This window comes from Embleya sp. NPDC025285, from assembly GCF_055558835.1.
The window spans coordinates 70,170-84,319 of sequence record NZ_JBVHLU010000024.1 but is presented as its reverse complement, the minus strand read 5'-3'; the positions used below and the strand labels follow the sequence as shown (position 1 = coordinate 84,319).

The following is a 14,150-nucleotide window of genomic DNA, read 5'->3' as shown; positions in this document are numbered from 1 at the left end:
TGCCCGCTGACAGCATGCTGCAACTCGTGGGCGGCGCGGTCGTCCTGGTGGTCGTGGCCGGTCTCTTCGCGTGCCTGGAGACCGCCCTCGCGCGTATCTCCCGGGTCCGCGCCGAGGAACTGGTCCGCGAGGAACGCCGGGGCGCCAAACGCCTCCTGACGGTGGTTCAGGACCCCGCCCGCTATCTCAACCTGGCCCTGCTGGTGCGGGTCGCGTGCGAGCTGTCCGCGGCCGTCCTGGTCACCGTCGTGTGCATGGACGACTTCGCCGAGACCTGGCAGGCGGTGCTGGTCACGATCGGGATCATGGTCGTGGTGTCCTACGTCGCGGTCGGCGTGTCCCCGCGCACCGTGGGCCGCCAGCACCCGGTCACCGTGGCCACGATGGGCGCGCCCGTGCTGTTCGGGCTCGCCCGCGTGCTCGGTCCGCTGCCCAAGCTGCTGATCCTGCTGGGAAACGCGCTCACCCCCGGCAAGGGCTTTCGCGAGGGCCCGTTCGCGTCCGAGGCCGAACTGCGCGCGTTCGTGGACCTGGCCGAGAAGGACTCGCTGATCGAGGACGACGAGCGCGAGATGTTGCACTCGGTGCTGCAACTGGGCGACACCATCGTGCGCGAGGTGATGGTGCCCCGCCCGGACATGGTCTTCATCGAGCGGCACAAGACGCTGCGCCAGGCGATGTCGCTGGCGCTGCGCAGCGGCTACTCACGGATCCCGGTGATCGGCGAGAACGAGGACGACGTGGTGGGCATCGTCTTCCTCAAGGACCTGGCCCGGCGCAGCACGATGGGCGATCCCGGCTGGGCCAAGGAGGACGTCGACTCGATCATGCGCCCGGCGACCTTCGTGCCGGACAGCAAGCCGGCCGACGACCTGCTGCGCGAGATGCAGGCCGATCGCACGCACATGGTCGTGGTGGTGGACGAGTACGGCGGCACCGCCGGGCTGGTCACCATCGAGGACATCCTGGAGGAGATCGTCGGCGAGATCACCGACGAGTACGACACCGAGAGCGCGCCGGTCGAGCAACTCCCGGACGGCGCCTTCCGGGTCACCGCCCGGCTGCCCGTGGACGAGTTGGGCGAACTCTTCGGCCTCGAACTCGACGACGAGGACGTGGAGACGGTCGGCGGACTGCTCGCCAAGGCGCTCGGCCGGGTGCCGATCCCGGGCGCCGCGGCCGTGGTCGAGGGTCTGCGGCTGATTGCGGAGAGCCCGTCGGGCCGGCGCAACCGGGTCGGCACGATCGTGGTGAGCCGGGTCGACCGGGACGCAGGCTAGGGTGTGCCGGCACCCGTACCGCGCCGAGCAGGAGGCCCCGTGAGCGCCGAGACGCCCGAGTTCACCGTCGAACCCGAGGACGCCAAGATCGTCACCCTGGCCCGGGCCACCCGGGCCCGCAACGGGGCGAGCGAGGGCGCCGCCGTGCGCGACGAGACCGGACGCACCTATACGGCGTCCACGGTCGCGCTGCCGTCGTTGGAGCTGTCCGCACTGCGCACGGCCGTCGCGATGGCGGTCGCGGGCGGCGCGCGTGGTCTGGAGGCGGCGGCGATCGTCGGGGAGACCGACACGGTCACCGAGGCCGACCGGGACGCCGTGCGCGATCTGGGCGGCGCGGGTACGCCGATCCTGTCGGCCGGACCGGACGCGGTCGTGCGCGCGATCGTGACCGTCTGAGGTTCGCTTCGGAGCGTCCGAGGACGGCCGACACCCGTCCGAGGTCGGCTTCGGGGGCGGCCGGCGCACCCGCGGCGCAAGGAACGCTCGTATCTTGAGCGACAATGTCACGCATGAGTGATCGCCCTAACCCCTCCGCGCCCGTCCACCGCTCGGGCTTCGCGTGTTTCGTGGGCCGCCCCAACGCCGGCAAGTCCACCCTGACGAACGCGCTGGTGGGCACGAAGGTGGCGATCACGTCGGGCCGCCCCCAGACCACCCGCCACACGGTGCGCGGCATCGTGCACCGTCCCGACGGCCAACTCGTCCTGGTGGACACCCCCGGCCTGCACAAGCCGCGCACGCTGCTCGGCCAGCGGCTGAACGACCTGGTCCGGGCCACGTGGGCGGAGGTCGACGTGATCGGCTTCTGCATCCCGGCCGACCAGAAGGTGGGGCCCGGTGACAAGTTCATCGCGGCCGAGTTGGCCGAGGCCAAGCGCACGCCCAAGGTCGCGATCGTGACCAAGACCGACCTGGTGGACCAGCAGACGCTGGTCCAGCAGTTGCTCGCGGTGCAGAAGATGGGCGAGGACGTCGGCATCGAGTGGGCCGAGATCATCCCGGTCTCCGCGGTCGGCGACAGTCAGGTGACCCTGGTCGCCGACCTGTTGATGCCACTGCTGCCGGCGGGCCCGCCGCTGTACCCGGACGGCGAGCTCACCGACGAGCCGGAGATGGTGATGGCGGCCGAGCTGATCCGTGAGGCGGCCCTGGAAGGCGTCCGGGACGAACTCCCGCACTCCCTCGCGGTGGTCATCGAGGAGATGATCCCGCGCGAGGACCGCCCCGCGGACAAGCCACTGCTCGACGTGCACGCGAACCTCTACGTCGAACGACCGAGCCAGAAGGCGATCGTCATCGGGCACAAGGGTTCACGGCTGAAGGACGTGGGCACGCGGGCCCGCAAGCAGATCGAGGCGCTGCTTGGGACGCCCGTCTACCTGGACCTTCACGTGAAGGTGGCCAAGGACTGGCAGCGCGACCCCAAGCAGCTCCGCAAACTCGGATTCTGAGATCGAACGGGTGGGTCAGCGGCCGTAGGGGCCGCTCTGGGTGCGGTTCGCGGACATCAGGATGAACACGGCGGCGCCGATCGCGAGGACGGCGCCGATCAGGACCATCCAGAGGCCGAATTCGGCTGTGAGGTCCACCTTCTCCAGGATCTTCTTGGCCTGATCGGCCCGGGCGCCGGAGAGGTCCGCCTCCTGGATCGGCAGCCGGGTCTTGTCGGCGATGTTCCAGATCGCGAAGCCGAGCGCCACGATGCCCGCGACCCCCGCGCCCGCGGCGATCTGGGCCTTGCGCATCGCGACGCCGACGCCGAACAGCACCACGGCGATCAGGCCCGCGGCCAGCGTCCACTTGCCGTCGCCTTCGAGGCCCTTGATCGGGTCACCCTTGCCATCGGCGCCGATCCAGGCCAGGCACGAGCCGATCGCCACGATCACCGACGCGATCACGCCGGCGATCGCGGCCGGCGCGAACGGCGGGAGACCGCCGCCCATGCCGCCTCCGCTCGGCGTGGGCGGCGGATATCCACCGGGCTGCTGCCCGTAGCCCTGCTGCTGGCCGTACGGCTGCTGTCCGTACCCGGGCGGCGGCTGCTGGCCGTACTGCGGGGGCTGCTGCCCGTACTGCGGAGGCGGCTGCTGACCGTAGCCGCCCTGCTGAGGTTGTTGTCCGTAGCCCGAGCCGCCCTGCTGGGGGTATCCGCCGGGCTGGCCCTGACCCGGCTGTGGTCCGTATGGGCCCTGGTTGTCGTAGCTCATGGTCAGGCAGCGTAGGAGCAACCCGGCCTTCGGGGGAGGGTCGGGGCCGAAAAGATCGCATGTGTTCGTATGCCGGATGCCGGCCCGACCGCTGCGATCGGTCGGGTATGGTTGCAAAATCATGCGTCAGTGGCTGCTTCTCCTTAGCCGCCGCGCCGGGGGCTCATCCCTCTGACAGAGGTCAGACCGGCTCCCCCGTCGCGGGGATAGAGGCATGTCCGCACGTCGGAGCCTCCGGGATGTTTCTCCTCCCGTCGCCGGCCTACCTGCCGTTGCAGCCCGTTCCTCGCATACCAGGAGACCAGCCGCATGCCTTCCGTGAATCGCGTCACGCCGATCACCGCCTCGTCCGTGACGCAGCAGCCGTCCGGGATGCCGATCCACAAGTACAAGCCATTCCAGGGCGTCGACCTGCCGGACCGCACCTGGCCGTCGAAGACGATCACGGTCGCGCCCCGCTGGCTGTCCACCGACCTGCGGGACGGCAACCAGGCGCTGATCGACCCGATGAGCCCGGCCCGCAAGCGGACCATGTTCGACCTGCTGGTACGGATGGGATACAAGGAGATCGAGGTCGGCTTCCCGGCCGCGTCGCAGACCGACTTCGACTTCATCCGCTCGATCATCGAAGAGGGCGCGGTACCGGAGGACGTCACCATCTCGGTGCTGACCCAGGCCCGCGAGGAACTGATCGAGCGCACCGTCGAGTCGCTGATCGGCGCGCCCAAGGCCACGGTGCACCTGTACAACGCGACCGCGCCCGCCTTCCGCCGGGTCGTCTTCAACGTCGACCGCGAGCAGTGCAAGGCGATCGCGGTGTCCGGCACCGAGCACGTGATGCGCTTCGCGGACAAGCACCTGGGCGACGAGACCGCGTTCGGCTACGAGTACTCGCCCGAGATCTTCATCGACACCGAGCTGGACTTCGGGCTGGAGGTCTGCGAGGCGGTGATGGACGTGTGGCAGCCCGAGGCCGGCCGCGAGATCGTGCTGAACCTGCCCGCGACCATCGAGCGCTCGACGCCGAACGTGTACGCGGACCAGATCGAGTGGATGAGCCGCAACCTGACCCGCCGCGAGTTCATCGCGCTGTCCGTGCACCCGCACAACGACCGGGGCGCGGCGGTGGCGGCGACCGAGCTGGCCGTGATGGCCGGTGCCGACCGGGTCGAGGGCTGCCTGTTCGGGCACGGCGAGCGGACCGGCAACGTGGACCTGGTCACGCTGGGGATGAACCTGTTCAGCCAGGGCGTGGACCCGATGATCGACTTCTCCGAGATCGACGAGATCCGGCGCACCGTCGAGTACTGCACGCAACTGCCGGTGCACCCGCGCCACCCGTACGCGGGCGACCTGGTCTACACCGCGTTCTCCGGCTCGCACCAGGACGCGATCAAGAAGGGCCTGGAGGCGCTGGAGCGGGACGCGGCCCAGGTGGGCAAGCCGGTCGAGGAACTGGACTGGGCGGTGCCGTACCTGCCGATCGACCCCAAGGACGTGGGCCGCACCTACGAAGCGGTGATCCGGGTCAACAGCCAGTCCGGCAAGGGCGGCGTCGCGTACGTGCTCAAGGCCGACCACAAGATGGACCTGCCGCGGCGCGCGCAGATCGAGTTCTCCCGGATCATCCAGACCAAGACCGACGCCGAGGGCGGCGAGGTGACGCCGGCGCAGATCTGGGACACCTTCCGGGACGAGTACCTGCCCACCCCGGACGCTCCGTGGGGTCGGCTGGAACTGCGCGGCCACCGCACGCTCTCCGGTACGGACGGCAAGGACGTGCTGACCGTCGAGATGAGCGTGGACGGCGAGGTGCAGACGCTGGAGGCGATCGGCAACGGCCCGATCGACGCGTTCGTCCGGTCCCTGGGCGGTCTGGGCTTCGACACCCGGGTGCTGGACTACAGCGAGCACGCGATGAGCGGCGGCGAGGACGCGCGCGCCGCGGCCTACGTCGAGTGCGCGGTCGACGGCCGGGTGCTGTGGGGTGTGGGCGTGGACGAGAACATCGTGCGCGCGTCGCTCAAGGCGATCGTGAGCGCGGTCAACCGCGCCGCGCGCGGGTGACCGCGACGGCGTGACCGAACGGCGGCCCCCGGTTCGACCGGGAGCCGCCGTTTTTTGTCCCGACTTCCCGACGCCGACGTCACGTGGCGCGTGAGCGCCCCGTCCCGTCCCGTCCTGCCGGCCCGTATCGACCTGCCCCGCGCGAACAAAAGTAACCATCTGTCCGCTTTCGATGACGCTTCGTGAAATCCGTGGCAGCATCGGAACAGGCGGAAATATCGCTTTCCGCCGCGCGGGACGCAGGGGGCTGCACCATGTTTTTCGTCGTGGGCATCCGGACCATCCGATCGGCGATCGGGGACGGCGAGTTCCACTGTCCGGCGTGCGGAGGCGATCGACGCTTCCGCAAGGGCGGGGGCCGGCGCCGACTCGTGCTGTTCGGGGTGGCGTTGATCCCGCTCGGGCGGGCCGGATCGGGGATCGAGTGCGCGGTGTGCTGCACCCGGCACGAAGTCTCGGTACTGGAGACGCCGACCGCTCGTGCGCTCACCCTGATGCTGCGCGAGGCGGTGCGCGCGCTCGTGGTGGCCGTCGTCGCGGCCGTGGACGACGAGCCGCACGCGGCGGACGCGGTGCGCGCGGCGGCGGTCGAGGCGGTCCGGGCCGCGGGCACGCCGAGCTACGACGCGTGCGCGCTCGCCGTCGACGTGGGGGCGCACCATGCGCAGGACACCGCGTGGGCGCTCGCCGAGATCGCCCCGCACCTCGCGGTCGCCGGGCGCGAGCACCTGGTCGGCGTCGCGGCCCGGGTCGCGCTGGCCTGCGGGGGGTACGACCCGGCGCACCGGGTGATCCTGTACCACGCGGGCGACCGGCTCGGGCTCGGACGGGCCCGGGTCGACCACGTGCTCGCGGGCCCGTGAACCGCGACGGGCCACGCGGCGCGTCGGCCGGGCGCGGCACAATGGGAGCATGAGCCTCCTCCGTGACGAGGGTGTCGTCCTGCGCGCCCAGAAGTTGGGTGAGGCCGACCGCATCATCACCCTCCTGACCCGCGACCACGGGATAGTGCGCGCGGTCGCGCGCGGGGTGCGCAAGACGAAGTCGAAGTTCGGTGCCCGGGTCGAGCCGTTCGCGCACGTCGACGTCCAGTTCTTCACCCGGGGCAGCGAGTTCCCCGGGCGCGGCCTGCCGATCATCACGCAGGCCGAGACCCTGGGCGCGTACGGCGGCCGACTCGCGTCGGACTACGCCGCGTACACGTCCGGCACGGCGATCCTGGAGACCGCCGAGCGGCTCACCGACCACGAGCGCGGCCAACCGGCGCTCCAGCAGTACCTGCTGTTGATCGGTGCCCTGCGCACGCTCGCGGGAGGTGCCCACGAGCCCGGCCTGGTGCTGGACGCGTTCCTGTTGCGCTCGCTCGCGGTGGCGGGCTACGCGCCGAGCTTCGCCGACTGCGCGCGTTGCGGCCTGGACGGACCGAACCGGTTCTTCTCCGTCCAGGGCGGCGGGACGGTCTGCGGGGACTGTCGTCCCGCCGGATCCGTCGTACCCTCACCCGAGACCCTTTCCCTGCTCGGTGCGCTGTTGACCGGCGACTGGGGCCGAGCCGACGCGAGCGAGCCGCGGCACCGGCGCGAGGGCAGCGGCCTGGTGGCCGCGTATCTGCAATGGCACCTGGAGCGGGGCATCCGCTCGTTGAGATTGGTGGAGAGATCGTGAGTCAGTCGCGTGGCCGCTTCGGCCTGTTCCCCCGCCGTCGGCGGGCCGAGTCGGCGCCCGCCCGGGCCGCTCGGGAGCAGCGGCACTACCGCGACCCCAAGCCGCACGCCGAGGGCGCGCTGCCGCCGGAGATCCCGGCCGACCTGGTGCCCCGGCACGTGGCGCTGGTGATGGACGGCAACGGCCGCTGGGCCAAGGAGCGCGGCCTGGCCCGTACCGACGGACACACCGCGGGCGAGGCGTCGCTGTTCGACGTGGTCGAGGGCGCGGCCCAGATCGGCGTCAAGTACGTCTCCGCGTACGCGTTCTCCACCGAGAACTGGAAGCGCTCGCCCGAGGAGGTGCGCTTCCTGATGGGCTTCAACATCGACACGATCCACCGGCGGATCGACGAGATGGACGAACTCGGCGTGCGGATCCGCTGGTGCGGTCGGCGGCCCCGGTTGTGGGCGAGCGTGATCAAGGAGTTGGAGATCGCCGAGGAGCGGACCAAGAACAACACCAACCTCACGCTGGCGATGTGCATCAACTACGGCGGCCGGGCCGAGATCGCGGACGCGGCGGCGCTGATCGCCGAGGACGTCAAGGCGGGCCGGCTCGACCCGAAGAAGGTCGACGAGAAGTTGTTCGCCAAGTACCTCGACGAGCCGGACATGCCCGACGTCGACCTGTTCATCAGGTCCTCCGGTGAACAGCGCACCTCCAACTTCCTGCTGTGGCAGTCCGCCTACGCCGAGATGGTCTTCCTCGACGTGTTGTGGCCGGACTTCGATCGGCGGCACATGTGGCAGGCGTGCGAGACGTACGCGTCGCGCGATCGCCGCTACGGCGGGGCGCTGCCCAACGCGGTCACCGCGCCGCAGCCGGTCTCCTCGGGCTCCACGGCGGCCTCCGGAGCCTGATCGCCCGCGTGTGGCCGCCGGTCGCCGACCGGCGGACTCGACCGCCTGGGTGCCGGGAGGCGTTCGGGCCGGAACCGGTGGATGGGAACCGGCGGACGCGAACGGGCGGGTGAAAGGTTCGCAAAGCGCGGTGTGCGTCGAGCGGCGGCCCCACGATCAATGCGAACATGACCATCATGTTCGAAAAGAGCGCGCCGTCGCGCCCCGCCACCGCCACACGGCCGGCGCCATCGCCGCCCCGTGGCGCCGAGTCGTCGCCCGCGACCGCCGGGCCCGGGTCGCCCGTCGGCCCGCCCGCCGAGCGCTGGCGGCCGGGTCAACTCGAGTTCTTCGTCCTGGCGTTGGTCGTGCTGCTGTTCGCGCAGCCGTGGATCGTGGATCGGCTCGGCGCGCGCTCGGTGCAGACCTGGGCCACCGTGTTCGTCGCGATCTCCGTCCAAGCGCTGCCGTTCCTGGTGCTCGGCACGCTGTTGTCGGCCGCGATCACCGCGTTCGTGCCGCCGTCGGTGTTCACCAAGGTGTTGCCCAAGCGGCAGTCCCTGGCAGTGCCGGTCGCGGGCGCGGCCGGGGCGATCCTGCCGGGTTGCGAGTGCGCGTCGGTGCCGGTGGCCAGTGGGTTGATGGCGCGCGGGGTCGCGCCCGCCGCGGCGCTGGCGTTCCTGCTCTCCTCGCCCGCGATCAACCCGATCGTGCTGACCGCGACCGCGGTCGCCTTCCCCAAGCAGCCCGAGATGGTGCTCGCCCGGTTCCTCGCCTCGCTCGGCACGGCGGTGCTGATGGGCTGGTTGTGGGCGCGGTTCGGCCGGCCCGAGTGGATCAAGGTGATGCGCCGTCCGCACGATCACGGCGGCAGCGGCAAGTGGGAGAACTTCCGGCTCGCGCTCCAGCACGACTTCCTGCACGCGGGCGGCTTCCTGGTGATCGGCGCGCTGACCGCCGCGACGTTGAACGTCACGGTGCCCAAGCACGTGATCGACGCGGTCTCCGACTCGCCGTGGTTCGCGGTGCTCGCGCTGGCCTTCCTCGCCGTGGTGCTCGCGGTCTGCTCGGAGGCGGACGCGTTCGTGGCGGCGAGCCTGATCGGTTTCTCGCCGACCGCGAAACTGGCCTTCATGGTGGTCGGCCCGATGGTGGACGTGAAGCTGATCGCGCTCCAGTCGGGCACCTTCGGGCGCGGCTTCGCGGCCCGGTTCTCCTCGGCGACGTTCGTGGTCGCGATCGTCGCAAGTTACCTCGTCGGATGGTGGTTGTTGTGAGGCGGGACGTCCAGGCGGTGCTGTTGATCCTGATCGGCGGCGCGCTGCTGCGGATCTCGCTGACCGACATGTACCTGCGCTACGTCAAGGACGGCCTGCGTCCCGCGCTGCTCGCGGCGGGCGCGATCCTGCTCGCGGTCGGCCTGATCTCGGCGGTGCGGGACGGGATACAGCGCCGGGCGCCGGAATCGGCGGCGGAGCCCGCGCACGCGCACCCGGCCGAGGGCGCCGACGAGCCGGTCGGCGAGCCGGCGGAGGCGGGCGGCCACGACCACTCCACCGGCCCGCGGGCGGCCTGGCTGCTGTGTCTGCCGGTGCTCGCGCTGTTCCTGATCGCGCCGCCCGCGCTCGGCTCGTACACCGCCGCGCGATCGGACAATGTGGTGGCCAAGCCGGCCGCCGCCTCGAACGACGCGGGCTTTCCCCCGCTGCCGGCGGGCGACCCGCTGCCGATGAGCCTGGCGGACTTCCTGATCCGCTCGGTCTGGGACACCACGGCGCCGCTCAAGGACCGCAACGTCCAGCTCACCGGCTTCGTCACGCCCGGCAAGGCCCCGGGCACGTGGTACATCACCCGGATGGTGATCAGTTGTTGTGCCGCCGACGCCTTCGCTCGCAAGATCGAGGTACACGGCGTCGCGGCGCCCCCGACCGACTCGTGGGTGACGGTCACCGGCCGCTGGTTGCCCAACGGCCAAACCCAGGCGGACGACGCGATGCCCGCCCTGACCGCCACCACCGTCGTCTCGATCCCGGCCCCGCGCGAGCCGTACGAATAGGCACGTCGTGACGATGTCACCGTCCGGTCACCGCCGTGTTCGCGTCCTGCGAGCGCGGCGGTGACGCGAGGTGTCTTCTCCTACCGTGGGTTCACGGACGGATCGCCTGGGGAGGACGATCCGCCGGTCTATCGGGGGGAATCAGCATGGGGTGGGGAATGCGTCGTGCCGTCGTCGCGGCGGTCGTCGTGGGCGTACTCGGGTCGGGCGCGACCGCGTGCCAAAAGGACAAGGGAGCGGACGCCGACCGCAAGGGTGAGGCGAGCACCGAGGCGCCGAAGAGCTCGGACCGGGACGGCCCGGCCGGCGACGGCGAGCTCGAGGTCAAGGGCGTGTTCCTGACCGTCACGCCCGGCACGCTGGCCGGCGTTCGGTGCAGGACCGCGTTCATGGAGACCTTCATCGGCACGATCACCTTCGCCGACGGGCACAAGGGCGGTCGGATCACCGTCTCCTACGGCGGATCCTCCGGCAGCATGAAGCAGGAGGAGATCGACGTGCCCGCGGGGAAGAAGTCGATCACCAAGACGTTCGCCTACTCGGAGTTCCTCTCCGGCGGTTCGATCGCGGCCGGGCAGCTCAACGTGCTGAAGCCGAACCGGGTCGGCTCGGCCACGGTGCGGCCCACCGGTACGTGCGTCGAGGGCGGGACGTGGGGTGGCACGGCCGGTACGACCGCAGGCGGCACCTGGTAGTCGATCGGGCCGGCGTCAGTCGGTCGCCTTCGCGCACTGCGCACACGTACCGAAGATCTCCAGTTCGTGCGAGACGTCGCCGAAGCCGTGTTCGGCGGCGATCCGGTTCGCCCAGCGCTCCACCGCCGGGCCCTCGACCTCGACGGTGCGTCCGCAGGAGCGGCAGACGAGGTGGTGGTGGTGCCCGCGGCTGCACCGGCGGTAGACCGACTCGCCGTCCTGGGTGCGCAGCACGTCCACCTCGTCCGCGTCGGCGAGGGCTTGGAGCGTGCGGTAGACGGTGGTCAGCCCGACCGCCTCGCCGCGCTGCTTGAGCAGGTCGTGTAGGTCCTGCGCGCTGCGAAAGTCCTCGATCTCGTCGAGGAGGGCCGAGACGGCGGCACGCTGCCGGGTGGACCGACCCCGAACCGGGCTCGTGCCGTGGGCGGTGGTCACCTGGGTGCCTCCTCGATCGCTGCGGGTCGGACGGCGCCGTTTCCGTACCGGCGCCCTGTGTCTATGTCCGAGTCGCCATTGTGCCGGCGTCCGGTACCCCCGCGTCCACATGTACGTCGTCCACCCGAGGCTGATCCGCCTCGGCGGCGGCGGCCTCCGCGCGCCGGGCCCGGCGCCGGTTCAGCGGTGTCGCGAGCACCCCCACCACGACGAACAGCGCGATCGCGAGCAGCACGATGGTGGCCCCGGGCGGCGCGTCCACGTAGTACGTCAGCGTCGTACCGGAGACCGAGACCAGCACGCCGACCACGATCGAGATCGCGGCGGTCATCGCGAAGGTGCGCGAGAGCTGCTGGGCGACCGCGACCGGGACCACCATCAGCGCGCTCACCAGGAGCAGCCCCACCACCCGCATCGCGACCGTCACGGTGACCGCGGCGGTGACCGCGAGCAGCAGGTTCAGCGTGCGTACGGGCAACCCGGTCACCCGGGCGAAGTCCTCGTCCTGGCAGACCGTGAACAGCGCGCGGCGCAGCCCGAGGGTGACCGCGAGCACCGCGACGGCCAGGATCGTGATGATCTTGACGTCCTCCGGCGAGACCGAGGTCAGCGAGCCGAACAGGTACGACTGGAGATTGGCGTTGGACCCCTCCGGGGCGAGGTTGATCAGCATCACGCCGCCCGCGATGCCGCCGTAGAAGAGCACCGACAGCGCGACGTCGCCGCTGACCTTGTTGCGCTCGCGGATCAGCTCGATCAGCACCGCGCCCACCGACGCGGTGAGCACCGCGGTCAGTACGGGGGAGGTGCTGAGCAAAAAGCCCAGGCCCACGCCGGTGAGCGCGACGTGTCCGATGCCGTCGCCCATGAACGCCTGGCGGCGTTGCACCAGGTAGACGCCCACGGCGGGCGCGGTCATGCCCACGAGCAGGGCCGCCAGCAGCGCGCGCTGCATGAAGGGGAAGTCCAGGATCGTCACGAGAGAAGTCCCATCCCGGCGCGGTGCGCGGTGTGATCGTCGTGCGGGTGTACGTGGTCGTGGCCCGGCAGCGCGTGCTGGCCGACCGCTTGGGGCGGCGGCCCGTCGTGGCACACGCAGCCCTCGCGCAGGACCACCGCGCGGTCGATCAGCGGCTCCAGCGGGCCGAGTTCGTGCAGCACGAGCAGGACCGCCCGGCCCTGCTCCTGCTGCGCTCGCAGGGTGCCCGCGAGCACCTCCTGGCTGCGCAGGTCCACGCCCGCCATCGGCTCGTCCATGATCAGCAGGTCGGGGCGGCGGGCCAGGGCGCGGGCGATCAGCACCCGCTGCTGCTGGCCGCCGGACAGGTGCGCGATGCCGTCGCGCGCGCGGTCGAGCATGCCGACCGCCGCGAGCGCCTCGTCCACCGCGGCCCGGCCGTCCCGGCCCGGTCCCAGCACGCGGCGGCCGTTGAGCAGGCCGGAGGTGACCACCTCGCGCACACTGGCCGGCACCCCGGCGACGGCCGTGGTGCGCTGCGGCACGTAGCCGATCCGGGACCAGTCGCGAAAGCGCGCGAACGGCGTGCCGAACAGCTCGATCGTGCCGCCGGTCAACGGGACCAGGCCGACCAGTGTGCGGACCAGCGTGGACTTGCCCGAGCCGTTGGCGCCCAGCAGCGCGACCACCTCGCCGGGGCGCACGTTCAGGTCCACCCCGCGCAGGACCGGGCGCCCGCCCAGGGACGCGGTGCCGCCGATCAACCGGGCGACCGGCTCGTGAAGTTCCGTCATGAGCAGCCGAGTCCCTTCCGCAGCGCGTCCAGGTTGGCGCGCATCACCGAGAAGTAATCGTTCTCGGCCTCGTTCTCTATGCCCTCGAGCGGATCCAGGACGCCGGTCTGCACCTTCAGGTCCTGGGCGAGCGTCCTGGCGGTCTTGGGCTCGGCCAGGGTCTCGAAGAAGATCGTGGTCACGCCGCGCTCCCGGGCCAGCTTCTGGATGTCGGCCCGGCGGGCTGGGGAGGGCTCGGACTCGGGATTGACGCCGTTCACCGCGATCTGGTTCAGGTGGTAACGCTCCGCGAGGTAGCCGAAGGCGGCGTGACTGGTCACCACGTCCTTGCGCGCGCAGGTCGCCAGGCCGGCGGTGAACTCGCCGTCGAGCCCGTTCAGGCGCGCGGTCAGGTCGGCGGCGCGGGCGCGGTAGTCCTGCGCGTTGGCCGGGTCGGCGGCGGCGAGCGATTCGCCCACGCCGCCGGCGATCGCGGCGAGGCGGGTCGGGTCGAGCCACACGTGCGGGTCGCCGTGTTCGGCGTCCGCGTGGTCGTGGCCCTCGTGCCCGTCCTCCTCGGCGCCGTGCACCTCGGTGCCGTGTTCCTCCAGCGGTGCGAATCTGCTCGCCTCCGCGGTGTGCTTGGGCTTGTTCTGCTGGATCGCCTTGTCCACCGCGGGTTGCAGACCCTTGAGGTAGACCACCAGATCGGCCTGCGAGATTGCGCCGACCTGCTTGGGGGTCAGCTCCAGGTCGTGCGGCTCGGCCCCGGCCTTGGTCAGGTTCGTCACCTTCACGTGCGGCCCGCCGACCTGCTGGGCGACGAATTTCATCGGATAGAAGGCCGCGATCACGCGCAGCTTCGCACCCGCCCCGGTGTCCGCCTTCGCGTCGTCGGTACCGGCGCATCCGGAGAGCAACAGGGCGGACGCGGCGGCGGTCGCGAGCAGTGCGGCCGGAGCGGTGCGACGTATCTTCATGACAATGATTCTCAACTAGAATGACAATCGTTGTCAATAATAGCGGATTGGGCCAACCGTGGCGGAGCGGGCCTCGGGCATAAGGATTTACCGGGTCGACCAGCGCGCCGGTAGCCTGTGCCGACACTGTCACTGCCCGCATCGTCGCAC

General features: G+C 71.0%; 15 protein-coding genes. 10 read left to right on the top strand and 5 right to left on the bottom strand.

The window, feature by feature from the left end; genetic code table 11:
• Nucleotides 1-14 precede the first annotated feature (14 nt).
• The 3 genes from ACZ4FV_RS18520 (at nt 15) to era (ending at nt 2,734) form a co-directional block, all read left to right on the top strand.
• On the top strand, nt 15-1,280 hold the full coding sequence (locus tag ACZ4FV_RS18520; RefSeq protein ID WP_395862784.1) for a hemolysin family protein: 1,266 nt from the start codon (nt 15-17) through the stop codon (nt 1,278-1,280).
• Between the two features lie 39 nt (nt 1,281-1,319).
• Nucleotides 1,320-1,679, top strand: coding sequence for a cytidine deaminase (locus ACZ4FV_RS18515; RefSeq protein ID WP_395862014.1), 360 nt, complete (start codon nt 1,320-1,322; stop codon nt 1,677-1,679).
• A 104-nt stretch (nt 1,680-1,783) separates the two neighbouring features.
• Nucleotides 1,784-2,734: a GTPase Era gene (era, locus tag ACZ4FV_RS18510; protein ID WP_395862015.1), complete on the top strand. Its 951-nt coding sequence runs from the start codon at nt 1,784-1,786 to the stop codon at nt 2,732-2,734.
• A 15-nt stretch (nt 2,735-2,749) separates the two neighbouring features.
• Here the strand turns inward: era and ACZ4FV_RS18505 are convergent, their stop codons facing one another.
• Nucleotides 2,750-3,490, bottom strand: a complete 741-nt coding sequence (locus ACZ4FV_RS18505) for a hypothetical protein (protein WP_395862017.1) — start codon at nt 3,488-3,490, stop codon at nt 2,750-2,752.
• Nucleotides 3,491-3,799: 309 nt separating this feature from the next.
• On the opposite strand from ACZ4FV_RS18505, the gene leuA reads away from it, so the two are divergent.
• The 7 genes from leuA to ACZ4FV_RS18470 all read left to right on the top strand — a co-directional run bounded on the left by leuA (nt 3,800) and on the right by ACZ4FV_RS18470 (nt 10,854).
• Entirely contained in the window at nt 3,800-5,557 is a 1,758-nt protein-coding gene (gene leuA / locus ACZ4FV_RS18500) for a 2-isopropylmalate synthase (RefSeq protein ID WP_395862019.1), read from the top strand.
• Nucleotides 5,558-5,811: 254 nt separating this feature from the next.
• Entirely contained in the window at nt 5,812-6,420 is a 609-nt protein-coding gene (locus tag ACZ4FV_RS18495; RefSeq protein ID WP_402231941.1) for a TerB family tellurite resistance protein, read from the top strand.
• A 49-nt stretch (nt 6,421-6,469) separates the two neighbouring features.
• Nucleotides 6,470-7,222 carry a DNA repair protein RecO gene (recO, locus tag ACZ4FV_RS18490; protein WP_465322910.1) on the top strand — a complete coding sequence of 251 codons (753 nt, stop codon included), beginning with the start codon at nt 6,470-6,472 and terminating at the stop codon, nt 7,220-7,222.
• Between the two features lie 23 nt (nt 7,223-7,245).
• Nucleotides 7,246-8,124 carry an isoprenyl transferase gene (locus tag ACZ4FV_RS18485; RefSeq protein ID WP_402231996.1) on the top strand — a complete coding sequence of 293 codons (879 nt, stop codon included), beginning with the start codon at nt 7,246-7,248 and terminating at the stop codon, nt 8,122-8,124.
• A gap of 167 nt (nt 8,125-8,291) precedes the next feature.
• Nucleotides 8,292-9,380, top strand: coding sequence for a permease (locus tag ACZ4FV_RS18480; protein ID WP_402231938.1), 1,089 nt, complete (start codon nt 8,292-8,294; stop codon nt 9,378-9,380).
• A complete protein-coding gene (locus ACZ4FV_RS18475; protein WP_402231936.1) occupies nt 9,377-10,159 on the top strand; it encodes a TIGR03943 family putative permease subunit in 783 nt (260 codons plus the stop codon). The genes ACZ4FV_RS18480 and ACZ4FV_RS18475 overlap by 4 nt, the downstream gene beginning before the upstream one ends.
• Before the next feature lie 158 nt (nt 10,160-10,317).
• Nucleotides 10,318-10,854, top strand: a complete 537-nt coding sequence (locus tag ACZ4FV_RS18470) for a hypothetical protein (protein ID WP_395862030.1) — start codon at nt 10,318-10,320, stop codon at nt 10,852-10,854.
• Between the two features lie 15 nt (nt 10,855-10,869).
• Here ACZ4FV_RS18470 and ACZ4FV_RS18465 read toward each other — a convergent pair whose 3' ends face one another.
• From ACZ4FV_RS18465 to ACZ4FV_RS18450, 4 genes are all read right to left on the bottom strand, one after another.
• Entirely contained in the window at nt 10,870-11,289 is a 420-nt protein-coding gene (locus ACZ4FV_RS18465) for a Fur family transcriptional regulator (protein WP_395862032.1), read from the bottom strand.
• Between the two features lie 61 nt (nt 11,290-11,350).
• Nucleotides 11,351-12,268 (bottom strand): metal ABC transporter permease, encoded by a 918-nt coding sequence (locus ACZ4FV_RS18460; RefSeq protein ID WP_395862034.1) that lies wholly within the window; start codon nt 12,266-12,268, stop codon nt 11,351-11,353.
• A complete protein-coding gene (locus ACZ4FV_RS18455) occupies nt 12,265-13,041 on the bottom strand; it encodes a metal ABC transporter ATP-binding protein (RefSeq protein WP_465322909.1) in 777 nt (258 codons plus the stop codon). Before ACZ4FV_RS18455 ends, ACZ4FV_RS18460 begins: the two co-directional genes overlap by 4 nt.
• The gene (locus ACZ4FV_RS18450) at nt 13,038-14,000 is read right to left on the bottom strand and encodes a metal ABC transporter substrate-binding protein (protein ID WP_395862038.1); all 963 of its coding nucleotides are present in this window, start codon (nt 13,998-14,000) and stop codon (nt 13,038-13,040) included. The genes ACZ4FV_RS18455 and ACZ4FV_RS18450 overlap by 4 nt, the downstream gene beginning before the upstream one ends.
• Nucleotides 14,001-14,150 lie beyond the last annotated feature (150 nt).

Bases quoted from the DNA above. Each gene is read 5' to 3' on its own strand.
- ACZ4FV_RS18520 (WP_395862784.1), top strand. From the start codon at position 15: ATGCTGCAACTCGTGGGCGGCGCGGTCGTCCTGGTGGTCGTGGCCGGT.
- era (WP_395862015.1), top strand. From the start codon at position 1,784: ATGTCACGCATGAGTGATCGCCCTAACCCCTCCGCGCCCGTCCACCGC.
- ACZ4FV_RS18505 (WP_395862017.1), bottom strand. From the start codon at position 3,490: ATGAGCTACGACAACCAGGGCCCATACGGACCACAGCCGGGTCAGGGC.
- leuA (WP_395862019.1), top strand. From the start codon at position 3,800: ATGCCTTCCGTGAATCGCGTCACGCCGATCACCGCCTCGTCCGTGACG.
- ACZ4FV_RS18495 (WP_402231941.1), top strand. From the start codon at position 5,812: ATGTTTTTCGTCGTGGGCATCCGGACCATCCGATCGGCGATCGGGGAC.
- recO (WP_465322910.1), top strand. From the start codon at position 6,470: ATGAGCCTCCTCCGTGACGAGGGTGTCGTCCTGCGCGCCCAGAAGTTG.
- ACZ4FV_RS18480 (WP_402231938.1), top strand. From the start codon at position 8,292: ATGACCATCATGTTCGAAAAGAGCGCGCCGTCGCGCCCCGCCACCGCC.
- ACZ4FV_RS18470 (WP_395862030.1), top strand. From the start codon at position 10,318: ATGCGTCGTGCCGTCGTCGCGGCGGTCGTCGTGGGCGTACTCGGGTCG.
- ACZ4FV_RS18455 (WP_465322909.1), bottom strand. From the start codon at position 13,041: ATGACGGAACTTCACGAGCCGGTCGCCCGGTTGATCGGCGGCACCGCG.
- ACZ4FV_RS18450 (WP_395862038.1), bottom strand. From the start codon at position 14,000: ATGAAGATACGTCGCACCGCTCCGGCCGCACTGCTCGCGACCGCCGCC.